The organism is Photorhabdus thracensis (assembly GCF_001010285.1).
Taxonomy (GTDB): Bacteria; Pseudomonadota; Gammaproteobacteria; order Enterobacterales; family Enterobacteriaceae; genus Photorhabdus; species Photorhabdus temperata.
This window is the reverse complement of the sequence record NZ_CP011104.1, coordinates 4,259,292-4,275,847: the sequence shown is the minus strand read 5'-3', so window position 1 is coordinate 4,275,847 and position 16,556 is coordinate 4,259,292. Positions and strand designations below refer to the sequence as shown.

The 16,556-nt window shown below is 42.5% G+C and carries 16 protein-coding genes; 10 read left to right on the top strand and 6 right to left on the bottom strand.

What is annotated here, in order from left to right; all coding sequences use genetic code 11:
- The first annotated feature begins 166 nt into the window (after window positions 1–166).
- A complete protein-coding gene (gene tpx / locus VY86_RS18655; RefSeq protein ID WP_021325593.1) occupies window positions 167–670 on the top strand; it encodes a thiol peroxidase in 504 nt (167 codons plus the stop codon).
- A 121-nt stretch (window positions 671–791) separates the two neighbouring features.
- Here tpx and tyrR read toward each other — a convergent pair whose 3' ends face one another.
- From tyrR to pspA, 6 genes are all read right to left on the bottom strand, one after another.
- Entirely contained in the window at window positions 792–2,375 is a 1,584-nt protein-coding gene (gene tyrR / locus VY86_RS18650) for a transcriptional regulator TyrR (protein ID WP_046976062.1), read from the bottom strand.
- A 256-nt stretch (window positions 2,376–2,631) separates the two neighbouring features.
- On the bottom strand, window positions 2,632–3,696 hold the full coding sequence (locus VY86_RS18645) for a YcjF family protein (protein WP_046976061.1): 1,065 nt from the start codon (window positions 3,694–3,696) through the stop codon (window positions 2,632–2,634).
- Window positions 3,693–5,090, bottom strand: a complete 1,398-nt coding sequence (locus tag VY86_RS18640; protein ID WP_046976060.1) for a YcjX family GTP-binding protein — start codon at window positions 5,088–5,090, stop codon at window positions 3,693–3,695. The genes VY86_RS18645 and VY86_RS18640 overlap by 4 nt, the downstream gene beginning before the upstream one ends.
- Window positions 5,091–5,158: 68 nt before the next feature.
- Window positions 5,159–5,512: an envelope stress response membrane protein PspC gene (gene pspC / locus VY86_RS18635; protein WP_046976059.1), complete on the bottom strand. Its 354-nt coding sequence runs from the start codon at window positions 5,510–5,512 to the stop codon at window positions 5,159–5,161.
- The gene (gene pspB, locus VY86_RS18630) at window positions 5,512–5,730 is read right to left on the bottom strand and encodes an envelope stress response membrane protein PspB (RefSeq protein ID WP_021325598.1); all 219 of its coding nucleotides are present in this window, start codon (window positions 5,728–5,730) and stop codon (window positions 5,512–5,514) included. Before pspB ends, pspC begins: the two co-directional genes overlap by 1 nt.
- A 36-nt stretch (window positions 5,731–5,766) precedes the next feature.
- The gene (gene pspA, locus VY86_RS18625; RefSeq protein ID WP_046976058.1) at window positions 5,767–6,441 is read right to left on the bottom strand and encodes a phage shock protein PspA; all 675 of its coding nucleotides are present in this window, start codon (window positions 6,439–6,441) and stop codon (window positions 5,767–5,769) included.
- A gap of 183 nt (window positions 6,442–6,624) precedes the next feature.
- On the opposite strand from pspA, the gene pspF reads away from it, so the two are divergent.
- The 9 genes from pspF (at window position 6,625) to gstA (ending at window position 16,488) form a co-directional block, all read left to right on the top strand.
- Window positions 6,625–7,629 (top strand): phage shock protein operon transcriptional activator, encoded by a 1,005-nt coding sequence (gene pspF / locus VY86_RS18620; RefSeq protein WP_046976057.1) that lies wholly within the window; start codon window positions 6,625–6,627, stop codon window positions 7,627–7,629.
- Between the two features lie 257 nt (window positions 7,630–7,886).
- Window positions 7,887–9,551 carry an ABC transporter substrate-binding protein SapA gene (gene sapA, locus VY86_RS18615; protein ID WP_046976971.1) on the top strand — a complete coding sequence of 555 codons (1,665 nt, stop codon included), beginning with the start codon at window positions 7,887–7,889 and terminating at the stop codon, window positions 9,549–9,551.
- A complete protein-coding gene (gene sapB / locus VY86_RS18610; protein WP_046976056.1) occupies window positions 9,548–10,513 on the top strand; it encodes a putrescine export ABC transporter permease SapB in 966 nt (321 codons plus the stop codon). The genes sapA and sapB overlap by 4 nt, the downstream gene beginning before the upstream one ends.
- On the top strand, window positions 10,500–11,390 hold the full coding sequence (sapC, locus tag VY86_RS18605; RefSeq protein WP_046976055.1) for a putrescine export ABC transporter permease SapC: 891 nt from the start codon (window positions 10,500–10,502) through the stop codon (window positions 11,388–11,390). The genes sapB and sapC overlap by 14 nt, the downstream gene beginning before the upstream one ends.
- Window positions 11,390–12,382: a putrescine export ABC transporter ATP-binding protein SapD gene (gene sapD / locus VY86_RS18600; protein ID WP_046976054.1), complete on the top strand. Its 993-nt coding sequence runs from the start codon at window positions 11,390–11,392 to the stop codon at window positions 12,380–12,382. The genes sapC and sapD overlap by 1 nt, the downstream gene beginning before the upstream one ends.
- A complete protein-coding gene (gene sapF, locus VY86_RS18595) occupies window positions 12,383–13,192 on the top strand; it encodes a putrescine export ABC transporter ATP-binding protein SapF (RefSeq protein WP_046976053.1) in 810 nt (269 codons plus the stop codon).
- Window positions 13,193–13,366: 174 nt separating this feature from the next.
- On the top strand, window positions 13,367–14,155 hold the full coding sequence (gene fabI, locus VY86_RS18590; RefSeq protein ID WP_046976052.1) for an enoyl-ACP reductase FabI: 789 nt from the start codon (window positions 13,367–13,369) through the stop codon (window positions 14,153–14,155).
- Between the two features lie 415 nt (window positions 14,156–14,570).
- Window positions 14,571–15,329 carry a bifunctional chorismate mutase/prephenate dehydrogenase gene (locus VY86_RS18585; RefSeq protein WP_046976051.1) on the top strand — a complete coding sequence of 253 codons (759 nt, stop codon included), beginning with the start codon at window positions 14,571–14,573 and terminating at the stop codon, window positions 15,327–15,329.
- A gap of 553 nt (window positions 15,330–15,882) precedes the next feature.
- Window positions 15,883–16,488 (top strand): glutathione transferase GstA, encoded by a 606-nt coding sequence (gstA, locus tag VY86_RS18580; RefSeq protein ID WP_046976050.1) that lies wholly within the window; start codon window positions 15,883–15,885, stop codon window positions 16,486–16,488.
- Window positions 16,489–16,556: the final 68 nt, after the last annotated feature.

The following is a 16,556-nucleotide window of genomic DNA, read 5'->3' as shown; positions in this document are numbered from 1 at the left end:
GTAATCTGCCCTGTATGTAAAATAATTATTCCAGAATCGAATTATAAGCCATTGTCAAAGTAGCACAATCAGACAATTTTACTTCACAGGTGCTATTTTGATGGGCAAGAGCCGACTATTCTTCTACACTGGGAGGCTGTGGTTCATTTATCAGAGGAAGAAAACTATGACACAAACAGTAAAATTTCAAGGCAATGATATTTCCGTAAGCGGCCATTTCCCAAAATCAGGGGAAAAAGCGAAAGATTTTACTCTGACAGCCAAAGATCTCTCCGATGTCTCTCTCAGCCACTATGCCGGAAAACGTAAGGTGCTGAATATTTTCCCAAGCATTGATACCGGTGTTTGTGCAGCATCGGTCCGTAAATTTAATCAGGCAGCGAATGACCTGGAAAATACCGTTGTACTGTGCATTTCCGCCGATCTGCCTTTTGCGCAGTCACGTTTCTGCGGCGCGGAAGGGTTATCAAATGTGGTCACTCTTTCTACTCTGCGTGGCGGTACTTTCACTGAAGATTATGGCGTTGCTATCAGCAACAGCCCTCTGCGTGGTCTCACAGCCCGGGCAGTCGTTGTGCTTGATGAAAACGATAACGTGATTTACAGCCAATTAGTTGATGAAATCACTAATGAGCCAGATTATGACAACGCACTGGCGGCACTGAAATAAATCCATTGATTTTATACCCAATAGATTTCAAGTTGCAGCGCGGCGGCAAGTGAACGCAGCCAACAAAGCAGCAACTTGAAAGATGAAGGGTATATAATGCCCACTTAAAGTGGGCATTATTTCACTCATCATTATCCAATTCATGCCCGGCAGAATGCTTCCTGCTGCTCAGGCCATATTCTCTCAATTTATTGGCAATCGCAGTATGCGATACCCCAAGACGTTTAGCCAGTTTACGAGTACTTGGGTAGTGCCGGTAAAGACGCGTCAACACCGAGCGTTCAAAGCGTTTACTGATTTCATCCAAAGAACCATTGAACACATCTTCACTAAAAGAGATCTCTGTTTCAAATTCCGGCAGTTGTATATCCCGCGGAGCCAGCTCCATATTTTCAAGCTGAGTCAATGCCCGATAGATGGCGTTCTGTAACTGCCTTACGTTACCGGGCCAACTGTAACTAGCCAGAAAGTGAGGAAGTTCAGGGGATAGTTTAGGTTTCGGTACCCCTTGTTCTTCAGAAAAGCGCTCAATAAAGTATTCCACCAGCGGCATAATATCCGCTTTACGATCACGCAGTGGCGGAAGCATAATAGTCAGTACATTAAGGCGATAATAGAGATCTTCGCGGAATTCTCCCCGCTGTACTAATTCAACCAGGTTTTTCTGTGTAGCACAGATGACTCTGACATTCACTTTGACTTCGTTTTCTTCCCCTACTCTGCGGAAAGTGCCATCATTAAGAAAACGCAGCAACTTAATCTGCATCTGTGGCGACATTTCGCCAATCTCATCCAGCAAAACAGTGCCGCCATTGGCCTGCTCGAAGAAACCTTTTTTCCCTTCAATGGCATTAGGATAAGCACCGGCAGCATAGCCAAACAGTTCGCTTTCTACGACATCATCCGGCATAGATGCACAGTTTAACCCCAGAAAGGGTTGTTTCCCGCGCAAACTGTGCAAATGACAAGCTTTCGCCAAAATATCTTTACCGGTTCCTGTCTCACCAATCAGCAGCAGTGGCGCATCCAACATCGCCATTTTGCGGGCCTGCTCAATAATCTGAGCCATTTTTGGGCTAACAAAGATAATTCTCCTAAACTCACCACCATCATTGACAGTCAGTTTTTTCAGCTGATGACCTATCCGGGCAGCGGATTTGAGCATAATCACAGTGCCGACACACTGTATTTGCTGCTTTTCGTCAGTCAGTTGAATTGGCATAATATCCATCAGATAATCCAAACCCTTGAGCGTTATCCTTTCTACTCGTTGCTGGCTATTTTTATTTTCAAACCAGCGCGTAAAGTTATAACCGCTGATAAACTGCCCGATAGGTTTTTGATAGATTTCTTCCTCACTAACGCCAAACAGCTTGAACACAGCAGAGTTAGCAAGCTCAATATTTCCTTTTAGATCAACTGAAAAAACAGGCTCAGGCAAAGATTCCAACAGTGCGCACATCGCTTTGTGTTCTCTTTCCGAAGGTAGAAAAGAGACCGTACGAACATCAATAACACCATTAATACGGCGAATTTCTGCCATTAATCTACGGAATATATTGAAATCAACCGGTGAAAAATTAAGATAAATCCGGCCAGTTTGGGATATTTCCACCCCTTTCAAATCAATATCCTGTAATACCAGTAGATCAAGCAATTCCCGGGTCAACCCGATTCGATCATGGCAAATAACTTCTAAGCGCATCTGTTTTGACCTTATTTACACTAATACATATAATTTTTCTAAATACTACTCTCTACGATTATTCATATGAAGCATTCTGTCAGCAAAAATTGACAAGAATCCGGTTTTTTAATGGAGTAAATAACACAGCATTTGAAATTTTCACTAAAATAAACAGATTCTAAGATTAACTATAAAACGGTTTAATAAAATAACGTAAAATTCTGCCGTTATCTGGATATTTTGTGCGTTAGTATAGAATTAAAGTATATATCATTTAATCAACTGTGTTCTTAGACTTATTTGGCAGGATATTCTTAAGTTGAGTGATTAACTGGCGACGGAAATCTCCTAATTTAGGTTTATCACCCTCTATCCAAGGCAATGGCCTGCATAATTCCATCGCTTTAATGCCAAGCCGAGCTGTCAGTAAACCCACACCGATCCCTTGAGCGGCTCTGGCAGAAAGACGCGCCGCGATATCCTGAGATAACCAATCCATCCCAACTTCCCGCACCACCTCTGAAACACCCGAAAAAACAATATTAAGCAAAACAAGACGGAAAAGACGAATACGACTGAAATATCCCAGTTCAATACCATAAAGCGCAGCAATACGGTTAATCAGCCGGATATTGCGCCAGGCAATAAATGCCATATCGACAATCGCTAACGGGCTGACGGCTATCATTAATGCTGATTCCGCAGCATAGCGGCTGATCTCAGCTCTTGCCTGAGAATCCAAAACAGGCTGAACCAATTTACCGTACAACGCCACCACTTCACGATCGTTATGTGTATCATGTAAAGCAGCCTGCCAACGCTGTAACGCCGGATGATGCGGCTCAATACCCGCCTGACTTGCTAGCTTCTCGCAAAATGCCCGACCTTTACCCACACCATGATTTTGCAGTAGTTCTCTCGCTGTATCACGTTCTTCAGCACGCATTCTTAGCCGGTAAAAACGACGCCATTCACTGACCACAGAACCAATACCGGCAAATACTATCATGCCCCCCGCCGCGGCCACACTTAACGCAATCCAATCCTGTTGCTGCCATGATCGATAAATCCACTGTACAGACTGAGCAACAACACTCATTCCCAGTAAAATCAGAGCGCCATAGACCATTTTACGCCAATAACTGCGCCTGGGTTTCAATGCCACATTCACTATTCCTTCTACCTGGCCTTCGCCCTCTTCAGCCTCAAGCTCCGGTGAGGCAGGACAGAAATTCGCCGTGTCTTTTCCATCAAAGATCTGAGCGGGTTTTAAAACCGGTTCTTGCGGCTCCAATAAGGGTTCTTCAAAGTCAATTCTTGGCTTCAGGGAATCTGTCATTTCACTTTATCTCCCAGTAAAAACTCCAGCACGGTATCCAGCCGGATATGCAGCAATGGTGCATCAATATTCACCTGACGGGGGCTGAATTCTTCGAAACAGAAACCCTGCTTTTGCCAGAAATTATCCTCAGGCAAACTTCGTGGCACTTCACCGGGGAAAAATGTCAGTAATTTACCATCTGTCAAGCGATGTCCTTTCAGCGCCGGGACGTTTTCACCATGATGTTCAATCATTCCACTTTCTGTCGCCCGTACCGATGCCAAACCAACACAATCCATGCTGATGCCTTCAAAAGCCGCATTTTGTCTGGCCTCTTGCACCAATTGTTGCAGTAAAGCAACCAGATTGGCATGTTGATCTGCGGTGACATGATCAGCCTTACTGGCAGCAAACATTAATTTATCAATGCAAGGGGAAAACAGGCGGCGAAAGAGTGTTCGTTTACCATAATGAAAACTCTGCATTAATTGTGTCAGCGCCAAGCGCATATCATTAAACACATGTGGCCCGCTGTTTAATGGCTGTAAACAATCTACCAACACAATTTGCCGGTCAAAACGCAGAAAATGTTCTTTATAGAACCCCTTCACGACCGACTGACAGTAATATTCAAAACGCTTGCGCAACATACCGATATTCGTATGTTGATCTACCTGAGCAAACTGTGACTCAGTGATATGACCGATATCCGGCCACGGAAAAAACTGTAAAGCCGGAGCCCCCATCATTTCACCCGGCAGAACAAATCTCCCCGGTTGAATAAAATGTAATCCTTGTTCTTTGCATTTAATCAGGTATTCCGTATATGCCTGAGCAATAGCAGCCAATAAATTCTCATCCGCCGGCGCCAATGGAACGCACTGTTTACACAGTTCCAACCAGGGTTTTGCCCATTCAGCTCTCTGTCCCTGCAATAAACCATTCATCTGGCGTGACCATGCTAAATAATTTTGTGCCAACATCGGCAAATCCAACAGCCATTCGCCGGGATAATCGACAATTTCCAGATATAACGTGGCAGTCTCTTTAAAATGGCGCAGCAGAGAATTCTCAGAACGGTAACGAAGTGCCAAGCGGATTTCACTGACACCGCGAGTCGGTGTTGGCCAGACGGGAGGTGTACCATAAAGCGCAGCCAATCCTTCATCATAAGTAAAACGAGGAACCCCAAAATCCCGTTGGGGAACCCGTTTTACCCCCAGCAGACGACCATCACGCACAGCAGAAAATAGCGGCAACCGGGCGCCGCTATGGAGATGAAGTAACTGATTAACCAAAGATGTGATAAACGCTGTTTTACCACTACGGCTTAATCCTGTAACAGCTAACCGTAAATGACGATCCATCCCGCGATTAACAAGCGCAGTTAATTCGTTTTGTAGCCGTTTCATGTCTGTCCTATGGTAAGTGTCTTACGACAATTTTATTATGTCAGCCCGGCAATATACCATTCTTACTCTCAAAGCTGTCTGAAACGACTGCGAACACTGAATGTTTCTGAAGTGACGTAACGCTCCATTTGGCGCAGACGAAGCTCACCCGCTTTCAATTGACAATCTGCTTCATTCAGTAATTTCTGTACCGAAAAACCGGCTTCTTCCGTATAACTGGCCGGTGCCGGATCCAAGACGAAAACCAGTATAATATAAGCAATAACGACTAAACCAAACAGGCCAAAGAACAGTGACAATATAGCCATTGCACGAATTAAACCTACGGGTACATCAAAATAGTAAGCCAATCCAGCGCAAACACCTTTAATCTTACCTTCTTCAGGTATTCGGTACAGTTTCCGGCGGTTATAATTAGACATTATGATTGCCTCCAGTCAGGATGCTCCGCATCCAGAATATCTTCCAGTGTTTTGATTCGTGCCTGCATATGCTGTACGCGCTCTGCCAGGCGCTGAACTTCATTCTGATCCAACTGACTTTGGTTTGAATTCCGGCTGTTATAATGCAACCACAACCAGATAGGTAAAACAAAAAGCACAAAGATAATCAGTGGAATGCCAATAAATATAGAGCTCATCACTTTTCCTTAATGGTGAGTTGAGTGCACCAGTATTTAATGTTGTTCTTTATTAGCATTTATTTTAGCTTTCATTGCTGCTAACTGCGCACTAATTTCATCGTCTGCTTTTAATTCAGCAAATTGTTGATCCAGAGATTTTTGTTTTCCCATGCCCACCGTTTCCGCTTCAGCTTCCATATGATCAATACGGCGTTCAAATTGCTCAAAGCGAGCCATTGCCTCATCAATTTTACCGCTGTCTAACTGGCGACGAACCTGTCGCGAAGAAGCGGCAACCTGATGACGCAAGGCCAATGCTTGCTGTCTTGCCCGGGTTTCACCGAGCTTGTTTTCAAGCTCAGTAACTTCCCCTTTCATACGCTCAAGGGTTTCCTCCAGTATGGTTAATTCATGCTTCAATGTATCCACTAAAGCAGCAACTTTCTGTTTTTCAATCAGTGCTGACCGCGCCAAATCTTCTCTGTCTTTATTCAGCGCTAATTCAGCTTTTTCCTGCCAGTCATGTATTTGCTGTTCGCCTGACATAATGCGACGAGATAACTGTTTTTTTTCTGCCAGCGCACGCGCAGAAGTTGAGCGGATTTCAACCAAAGTATCTTCCATTTCCTGAATCATCAGGCGAATCATTTTGTGCGGATCTTCCGCTTTATCCAGTAATGAAGAGATGTTGGCGTTCACGATATCGGCAAAACGAGAGAAAATACCCATAGTAAATTATCCTCTTTGACTAAGATTTTCAGATTTGTTGTACTGCTAATGACACACTATCAAGAGTCGTGCCAACTTTTTCATTCGTTTTATCCACATGAAATATAAATGAATTTTTTTATTTGACTTTTTATCATAACGAAATAGAGTGGTTATAATAACCAACTATTGGCGAAAATAACCATGAATGAAGTTACAGAAAACCTGCTAGGTGAAGCAAACAGCTTTATTGAAATTCTGGAGCAGGTATCCGCTCTGGCAAAATTAAATAAACCTGTGCTGGTTATTGGCGAACGCGGAACAGGCAAAGAGCTGATTGCCCGCCGTCTGCATTACTTATCTCCCCGTTGGCAAGGGCCATTTATCTCTCTAAACTGCGCTGCGCTGAACGAAAATTTATTGGATTCAGAATTATTTGGTCATGAGGCTGGCGCATTTACCGGCGCACAAAAAAAGCATCAGGGAAGATTTGAGCGTGCTGATGGCGGAACGCTGTTTCTTGATGAACTGGCAACCGCCCCTATGCAGGTTCAGGAAAAGTTGTTGCGCGTCATTGAATATGGGCATCTTGAACGGGTTGGCGGCAGCCAGCCATTGCAGGTCGATGTTCGATTGATATGCGCGACCAATGATAATCTGCCCGCCATGGCAGCCGAGGGTAAATTCCGCGCTGATCTACTCGATAGATTAGTGTTTGATGTAGTTCAAATCCCACCATTGCGCCAAAGGCAGCAGGACATCATGTTACTGGCACAGCATTTTGCTATTCAGATGTGCCGCGAGTTGGATTTGCCATTATTTCCCGGCTTCACTGAACAGGCAAAACAACGGTTACAAAATTACCACTGGCCCGGTAATATCCGGGAGCTGAAAAATGTGGTGGAACGCTCTGTTTATCGTCACGGTGAAAATTTCGATCAACTTGATAATATCATTATTAATCCATTCGTTTCTGCGCCGCATTCTATCGTCGATGTTGATAACAGTAACGATTCATCTTTACCGCCTCTGCCTTCCCTGCCGGTTAATCTGAAACAATGGCAACACGACAGCGAACGACAATTAATAGAATTATCATTAAAAGCCAATAGGTTTAATCAGAGAAAAGCGGCAGAAAAGCTAAGGCTGACCTATCATCAATTGCGCGGCTTAATAAAGAAACATAATATCAGTACCAGCGATAAGTGATCCGAATGACAGATAAAAAAAAGCCAGCACCCGAGCTGGCTAAAAAACACTGGAAGCAATGTGAGCAATGTCGTGCCTTTCCTAGGATAACAAAAACTGTTCCCCGGAAGTGCGATACAGATGATAATGTTTCTCAATACGATTTGTAAAGCACTTTATTGAGAATTTTTCTCATTATCATCATCGCCCGGTTTTTTTGGGCTCAAGCGCTAATTGAGATACAATGTGTCAATTCTAATTAATAATAGATGCCTTATATGCGTAGTTTGATTTATTGGATCATATTATCCCTCTCAGCTCCGGCTATTGCAGAGACAATGGCTACGCCTGAAAAAAAGCCCCGCGTTCCGGCTGATATCCGGCAGCAAGGATTTGTTTATTGCGTTAATGGCAACCTGAATACCTTTAACCCGCAACTGACTACCAGTGGTTTAACGGTCGATACTCTGGCAGCACAACTCTATGAACGTCTATTGGATGTCGACCCTTATACTTATCGCCTGCGGCCCGAATTAGCCTCCCGCTGGGAGGTGCTGGATAATGGCGCAACATACCGTTTTTATTTGCGCCGTAATGTCTCATTTCAATCAACAGGCTGGTTTACTCCGACCCGTAAAATGAATGCCGATGATGTCATTTTTAGCTTTAAACGTTTGTTTGATAAGCAACACTATTATCATTACGTCAATGGCGGACATTATCCCTATTTTGACAGCCTCCAGTTAGCCGATTCTATTCAAAGTATCCGTAAAATTGATAAATATACGGTGGAATTTCGTCTGAACGAACCCGATGCTTCTTTTCTTTGGCATTTGGCAACTCATTATGCCCCAATACTCTCACAAGAATATGGGCAGCAATTACATGAAATGAACCGCCATGAGCAAATTGATTGGAAACCTGTCGGCACAGGCCCATTTATGCTGGAAAATCATCGAACCAGGCAATTTATCCGTCTGGTTCGCCATGATAAATACTGGAAAGGCAAGCCACAGATGCAACAAATCGTTATTGATGTCGGTGCTGGCGGCACAGGGAGGATGTCCAAACTTTTAACTGGCGAATGTGATGTATTAGCTTATCCGGCGGCCAGTCAGCTTAAAGTCCTGCGGGACGATCCCCGCCTGCGTCTCACTTTACGCCCAGGAATGAATATCGCTTATCTGGCTTTCAATACCAGCAAACCACCACTTGATAAATTACAGGTTCGACAAGCCATTGCCTACGCAATTAATAACCAGCGGCTGATGCAATCCATTTATTATGGAACAGCGGAAACCGCCGCATCAATTTTACCGCGGGCATCATGGGCTTATGATAATCAAACTGAAATTACAGAATACAATCCGGAAAAATCCCGCAAAATGCTTAATGACCTTGGATTGAATGGGATGCAATTGAACTTATGGGTCCCTTCCGCTTCTCAGTCTTATAATCCAAGTCCACTAAAAATGGCAGAACTGGTCCAGGCTGATTTAGCTCAGGTGGGTATCACCATGAATATCAAACCTGTTGAAGGCCGCTTTCAGGAAACCAAACTGATGGATAAATCCCATGATATGACGCTATCAGGCTGGTCCACTGACAGTAATGATCCAGACAGTTTTTTCCGGCCATTGCTAAGTTGCGCGGCGATCGCTTCACAGACAAATTTCAGCCATTGGTGTAATCCGGCGTTTGATAAGATCTTGCAACAAGCTTTGATTAACCAGCAATTATTATCCCGAATTAAGTACTATCATACTGCTCAACAAATTCTTGAACATCAATTACCGGTATTACCCTTAGCCTACTCCTTGCGCTTGCAGGCTTACCGTTATGATATTAAAGGGTTGGTACTCAGCCCATTCGGGAATACCTCTTTTGCCGGGGTTTACCGAGAAAAAGAGAGTGATCAGATGACTCAGAAGGCCAATAAATGACTATTTACATTCTCCGTCGTCTGCTACTGCTGATTATCACCCTGTTTTTCCTGTCGCTGATAAGTTTCAGCCTCAGTTACTTTACGCCTAATGCTCCCCTCGGCGGTGCATCCCTGTTTGACGCTTATACATTCTATTTCCACAGTTTATTGCTATGGGATTTTGGTGTATCCAGTATCAATGGCGAACTCATCAGCGAACAACTCAGGGAAGTATTCCCTGCCACAATGGAGCTCTGTAGTCTGGCCTTCTCTGCCGCCTTACTGGCCGGTATCCCACTGGGTATTATCGCGGGAGTATGGCGTAACAAAGCAGCGGATACTGTTATCACTTCCATTGCCTTAGTTGGGTTTTCGATTCCCATTTTTTGGCTGGCGTTATTACTGACCCTATTTTTTTCCCTTTATCTTGGCTGGTTACCGGTTTCCGGTCGCTTTGATCTGCTATATCAGATTGAACCTGTAACAGGTTTCTCACTCATTGATGCCTGGTTGTCAAAATCACCCTATCGCAATGAGATGATTGTCAGTGCCATGCAACACTTGCTCTTACCCGTGATCACACTCGCGGTTGCACCGACAACCGAAGTTATCCAGCTGATGAGAAACAGCACAGAAGACGTTTTTGGTGAAAACTACATTAAAGCCGCCTCAACCCGGGGTTTATCAAGGCTGACAATTATCCGTCGTCATGTCCTGCATAATGCGCTGCCGCCCATCATTCCGAAACTGGGATTACAATTTTCCACCATGCTGACACTGGCTATGATGACGGAATTGGTATTTAACTGGCCGGGGCTTGGACACTGGTTAGTCAGTGCAATCCGCCAGCAAGATTACTCCGCCATTTCTGCGGGTGTTATGGTTATTGGCACACTGGTTATTTTTGTCAATGTTCTGTCTGATATCATTGGCACAATGACTACCCCTCTGAAGCATAAGGAATGGTATGCCCTTAGATAATTTTTATCGTGAAAAGAAAATGCCATCACCGATAAAGGTCATCTGGCGTTTTTTCTCTTCTGATATGCTGGCAATGACGGGATTTTATGGGGCACTTATTCTAATTGCCCTAAGTCTGTTTGGCAGTTATCTGGCACCCTATCAGCTTGATCAACAATTTCTCGGGCATCAGCTGCTGCCACCTTCGTGGTCACATCACGGTAATATCGCCTTTTTCTTGGGTACCGATGATCTTGGGCGCGACATTCTCAGCCGGTTATTGATAGGTACGGCATCCACATTCGGTTCAGCACTGCTGGTCACGTTGGCAGCGGCTTTATGCGGTCTGATCATCGGCTGTCTGGCCGGCATGACACGGGGCCTGAAATCCGCCGTGCTCAATCATATTCTTGATTCATTACTTTCTATCCCTTCATTATTGCTGGCAATTATTGTCGTCGCTTTTGTCGGCGCCAGTTTGTTCCATGCCATAATCGCTATTTGGCTGGCGTTATTGCCACGTATCGTTCGCACTGTTTACAGTGCGGTTCATGATGAATTGGATAAAGAGTACGTCATTGCCGCGCGCCTGGATGGCGCCTCCAATTACCATATTCTATGGTATGCCGTACTACCGAACATTACCGCTGTATTAGTCAGCGAGCTGACCCGCGCCCTTTCTATTGCCATACTTGATATCGTTTCTCTTGGTTTTCTTGATCTTGGCGCCCAGCTTCCCTCGCCTGAATGGGGAGCGATGTTGGGCGATTCACTGGAGCTAATCTATGTTGCGCCCTGGACCGTTATGCTGCCCGGCGCGGCGATAATGATGAGTGTCTTGTTGATCAATTTACTGGGTAATGGATTACACCGTGCAATTAATTCCGGGGTGGAATAATGCCATTACTTGATATTCGCAATCTCACTATTGAATTTATGACTGCCAAAGGGCCAGTTAAAGCCGTTGATCGCGTCAGTATCTCACTGACAGAGGGTGAAATACGCGGTCTGGTTGGTGAATCAGGCTCTGGTAAGAGCCTGATTGCCAAAGCGATAAGCGGGGTCACTAAAGATAATCTCAAAGTGACTGCTGACCGTTTTCGCTTCGATGATATTGATCTGCTGCGCCTGACTCCCCGGCAGCGCCGAAAAGTGATCGGCCACAATATCTCAATGATTTTTCAGGAGCCACAATCTTGTCTTGATCCTTCTGAAAATATTGGTCAGCAACTTATTCAGGCGATCCCCGGCTGGACTTATAAAGGTCGTTGGTGGCAACGCTTCAAATGGCGAAAACGCCGGGCCATCGAGTTACTTCACCGTGTGGGAATTAAAGACCATAAAGATATTATGAGTAGTTTCCCTTGCGAATTAACTGAGGGAGAATGCCAGAAAGTGATGATTGCTATCGCATTGGCTAACCAACCGCGCTTGCTGATTGCAGATGAACCCACTAATGCGATGGAACCGACCACTCAAGCTCAGATTTTCCGTCTGTTAGCTCGATTGAATCAGAACAATAACACCACCATTTTACTGATAAGCCATGACTTGCAAATCATGAGCAAACTGGTGGATCGCATTAATGTTCTGTATTGTGGTCAAACTGTCGAAAGCGCCGCGCCCAATGAATTACTAATAACACCACACCATCCCTATACACAAGCGTTAAGCCGCGCTATTCCCGATTTCGGCAGTTCTCTGCCCCATAAAAGCAGGTTAAATACATTGCCAGGTGCCATTCCATCCCTTGAACATCTGCCAATCGGCTGCCGTTTAGGTCCACGCTGCCCTTACGCACAAAAAACCTGTATTGAAACACCACGGTTGCGGGTAATTAGAAACCATGCTTTTGCCTGCCATTTTCCATTGAATCTGGAGGAACAGTAATTGGTTAATACTTTGCTGGAAGTCAGGAACTTAGCTAAAACTTTCCGTTATCGTACGGGTTTTTTTCATCGTCAGCATCTTGACGCGGTAAAGCCTGTCAGCTTCACCTTAAAAGCAAAACAGACCCTGGCAGTTATTGGTGAAAACGGTTCTGGAAAATCAACCCTGGCAAAAATGCTTTCAGGTGTCATGGAACCCACTTCCGGCGAAATCATGATTGAAGGGCATAAACTCACTTATGGTGACTATAGCTATCGCAGTCAACGCATTCGCATGATATTTCAGGATCCAAGCACCTCACTGAATCCTCGCCAGCGGATTGGGCAAATTCTTGATGTTCCTCTTCTGCTCAATACAGAACTCAATACAACCGAGCGGGAAAAACGGATCAATCAAACATTGCGGCAAGTTGGCCTGTTACCTGACCATGCCAATTATTATCCTCATATGTTAGCCTCAGGCCAAAAACAGCGGGTAGCATTGGCACGGGCATTAATATTACAGCCTCAGGTTATTATTGCCGATGAAGCATTAGCATCACTTGATATGTCTATGCGCTCTCAAATAATTAATCTGATGTTGGAATTACAGGAAAAACACGGTATTTCTTACCTCTATGTCACCCAGCATCTTGGCATGATGAAACATATCAGCGATCAGGTCCTGGTCATGCATCAAGGCGAAGTTGTCGAACGAGGAAATACAGCTGAAGTGTTGGCTTCTCCGCTGCATGATATGACCCGCCGCCTGATCTCCAGCCATTTCGGTGAGCCACTCACCTCTGATGCTTGGCGACAGGATACTCACTGACGCATATAAAACAATAATCACTGCTCGGAGCAGAACGCAAAATACAGCACATTTCTCTCCAGCGTGATAGAATCACTGGGTTTATTAACAATAAAATGCCATATTGATATTGTCTCTGTTAGCAATTTTAATCCATTAATATCATTATTGGCTTTATCACACAAGGATACTGTTATGGGCTTTATGACCGGCAAGCGCATTCTGATCACTGGCGTCGCCAGTAAACTCTCTATCGCTTATGGTGTTGCAAAAGCAATGCATGATCAGGGAGCCGAACTGGCTTTCACTTATCAGAATGACAAGTTGAAACCTCGTGTTGAAGAATTTGCGGCTTCCCTGGGCTCTACTCTCGTTCTGCCTTGCGACGTGGCTGAAGATGCAAGCATTGAATCCCTGTTCACTGAATTGGCTAAAACATGGCCAAAATTTGATGGCTTTGTTCACTCCATTGGTTTTGCACCTGCTGATCAGTTGGATGGCGACTATGTCAATGCCGTTACCCGCGAAGGCTTTAAAATCGCACACGACATCAGTTCTTACAGCTTTGTTGCTATGGCAAAAACTTGCCGTGAAATGCTGAACCCAAATTCCGCTTTGCTGACCCTCACCTATTTGGGTGCAGAGCGTGCAATCCCTAACTATAACGTGATGGGTTTGGCAAAAGCGTCTCTGGAAGCTAACGTTCGTTATATGGCTAACACCATGGGTGCGGAAGGTATTCGTGTTAACGGTATCTCTGCTGGCCCTATCCGTACTTTGGCCGCTTCCGGCATCAAAGATTTCCGTAAGATGCTGGCTCACTGTGAATTCGTTAACCCAATTCGTCGTACGGTAACAACTGAAGATGTCGGTAATGCTGCGGCATTTTTGTGTTCGGATCTGTCCGGCGGTATTACCGGTGAAATCCTGCATGTTGACGGTGGTTTTAGCATTGCAGCAATGAATGAGCTGGAATTGAGATAATCCGTTAATCATCCTTGATGATTAGCGTAAAAGGCCGGGAAAATGAGTTTTTCGGGCCTTTTATTATTGATAAGAATAATACATTAATTGCTTAATTAAATTATCACTAATAGATAAAAATTATTTTTAAATTAAAGTATAAAAAAACATTTTTGAAAATAGATTAAAGCCTTTGTAATTAAGGAGTTAAATGATATCCCCTTATAATTATTTTAATGAAATAAAAAATATTATCTCATTTCCTTGCACTAATCAGTAATCTGTCCTTTAATATAATCAACAAGTTAACTTTCATAAAATCGATTATCAGTACAATATTTTATTTTTATTATCATTTTAACCTTTTAGTTTAAATATTATATTTCATACTTTTATAGAGTTTAATAATGTTTATTATTTTAGCAAGGTGCATAAAATGAAAAATGACTTTTTAATTATATCTAATATGTTTAAATCCATTACGAATATAACACTACCAGAATGTCTGGAAAATTATGACCCATCAAAAGAAATTGAATCTTTTTGGAATGAGTTTAGTAAATCATTATATGGCTGGCCATCAGCATTGGAAAATTATGAATATGCATATAAATTCGATGAACAAGATATTGACACAATTATTAAGAATATAAAAAAAGTAACAACTTATTTAGGATCACTTGGCTGTGGATATCTAGGTCATGGTTATATTGCCAGAATCAATCATACATTGAAAGAAATTGAATCCGATTTTAGTAAGGTAAATGATTTTATTTCAAAAATAACACAACCATTTGAAATAGCTAAAGTTAATTTTGAGTGTAAGAAAAATTTCGCCGGAAAAACACATATAAAAATCCAAAAATTATTAAAAATCATTCCCGACGGAGAAAATAAAAAACAAATATATAAAATTTATTTATTGATAGAAGAAATTATTTTAAACATATCAGATGTTTCATTTAGCCTGGAAACCATAAGCAATTCGGTGAATAGGCTTAATGGACAAATAAAAACAATTAACAACACTTACAATAATTTAATTGAACATTTTAATAAAGAAAATAAAAAAGATATTTTCACAAGAAACTATAGGCAATGCATGGTTTATTTTAGCGACCTGACAAATAAATTCAATTTATTTTCTTATGATTACAAGTCATTTAATAAGAATAATATATTAATTATCTTATAATCAATACAAGATTAATTTATGAAATTATTAACAATTTCTATTATTTATTTTGTATAATATAATTAGATGTAAATATGCTATATAACACAAAATGCAGGTCAGTTCTGGATAAGTAATTGTATCCATAGCTGACTCTAAATTTCTATATTAGCTACCAATCTATTAGAAAACATCATAAAAAAACAGAATACCAGCTATAAATAAGATTTCATAATTATGCTCCACTTCCAACCAACCTTTGTGTACCAAGACATACAGTCTTTTCATCTAAGCGATCCGTAAAATTAGTGAGATAGGCTACAGAACCAACATTGTTCAAAAAAGAAAACAAAAGGCACAAATGTATCGGTATTATGGAAAGCTATTTATAAGCAAAGAGATAAAGAAAAGCCTCATCACGATACAATCACACCACCTTATATCTGCTCAATTATCAATTTTACATAACATATTCCCATATGTCGTGGTAATATATATCAAGGCCATGAAAAATGCCTTACTGAGTTCCTTTGTCCCATAATATTCATTACCGGAAATTTTTAAGGAGCGATACATGAAACTTTATTACCAACCTGGAACATGTTCCCTATCTCCTCACATCATCCTCCGTGAAGCAGGGCTTGATTTCAGCGTTATTAAAGTTGATCTAAAAACGAAAAAAACGGAGAATGGCGACGACTTTCTCGCAGTTAATCCAAAAGGCCAGGTGCCAACTCTCCTGCTAGATAACAATGAGATCCTTACAGAAGGATCTGTTATTGTTCAATATATTGCAGACCAGAAACCGGAGAGAAAATTAATTGCACCCGCCGGGACGATGGAGCGATATCACCAGCTTGAATGTCTTAGTTATATTTCTAGTGAAATTCATAAAGGGTATTCGCCACTGTTTTTACCAGGAACACCAGACAATTATCGTCCTGTTGCTATTAATTATCTACTTAAAAAATTCAATTATATAGATGAAGTATTGGCAAAACAGCCCTACATTGCCGGAGATAACTTTACTGTTGCTGACGCCTATTTATTTACAGTCAGCAACTGGGCACCTTTGGTTCAGTTAGATTTATCCAGTCTGATACATCTTAAAGCCTATCAGGAAAAAATTGCAGAACGTCCAAATGTTCGTGATGCATTGAAGGCTGAAGGGTTAATTTGATCTACAGATAAACACACCGTTCCACACAACATCAGTGGAACGGTTAAATACATTATTAATCTAATGAC

Excerpts from the sequence above, each read along its gene's own strand:
- tpx (WP_021325593.1), top strand. The coding sequence starts at position 167 with ATGACACAAACAGTAAAATTTCAAGGCAATGATATTTCCGTAAGCGGC.
- tyrR (WP_046976062.1), bottom strand. The coding sequence starts at position 2,375 with ATGCGCTTAGAAGTTATTTGCCATGATCGAATCGGGTTGACCCGGGAA.
- VY86_RS18645 (WP_046976061.1), bottom strand. The coding sequence starts at position 3,696 with ATGACAGATTCCCTGAAGCCAAGAATTGACTTTGAAGAACCCTTATTG.
- VY86_RS18640 (WP_046976060.1), bottom strand. The coding sequence starts at position 5,090 with ATGAAACGGCTACAAAACGAATTAACTGCGCTTGTTAATCGCGGGATG.
- pspC (WP_046976059.1), bottom strand. The coding sequence starts at position 5,512 with ATGTCTAATTATAACCGCCGGAAACTGTACCGAATACCTGAAGAAGGT.
- pspB (WP_021325598.1), bottom strand. The coding sequence starts at position 5,730 with ATGAGCTCTATATTTATTGGCATTCCACTGATTATCTTTGTGCTTTTT.
- pspA (WP_046976058.1), bottom strand. The coding sequence starts at position 6,441 with ATGGGTATTTTCTCTCGTTTTGCCGATATCGTGAACGCCAACATCTCT.
- pspF (WP_046976057.1), top strand. The coding sequence starts at position 6,625 with ATGAATGAAGTTACAGAAAACCTGCTAGGTGAAGCAAACAGCTTTATT.
- sapA (WP_046976971.1), top strand. The coding sequence starts at position 7,887 with ATGCGTAGTTTGATTTATTGGATCATATTATCCCTCTCAGCTCCGGCT.
- sapB (WP_046976056.1), top strand. The coding sequence starts at position 9,548 with ATGACTATTTACATTCTCCGTCGTCTGCTACTGCTGATTATCACCCTG.
- sapC (WP_046976055.1), top strand. The coding sequence starts at position 10,500 with ATGCCCTTAGATAATTTTTATCGTGAAAAGAAAATGCCATCACCGATA.
- sapD (WP_046976054.1), top strand. The coding sequence starts at position 11,390 with ATGCCATTACTTGATATTCGCAATCTCACTATTGAATTTATGACTGCC.
- fabI (WP_046976052.1), top strand. The coding sequence starts at position 13,367 with ATGGGCTTTATGACCGGCAAGCGCATTCTGATCACTGGCGTCGCCAGT.
- VY86_RS18585 (WP_046976051.1), top strand. The coding sequence starts at position 14,571 with ATGAAAAATGACTTTTTAATTATATCTAATATGTTTAAATCCATTACG.
- gstA (WP_046976050.1), top strand. The coding sequence starts at position 15,883 with ATGAAACTTTATTACCAACCTGGAACATGTTCCCTATCTCCTCACATC.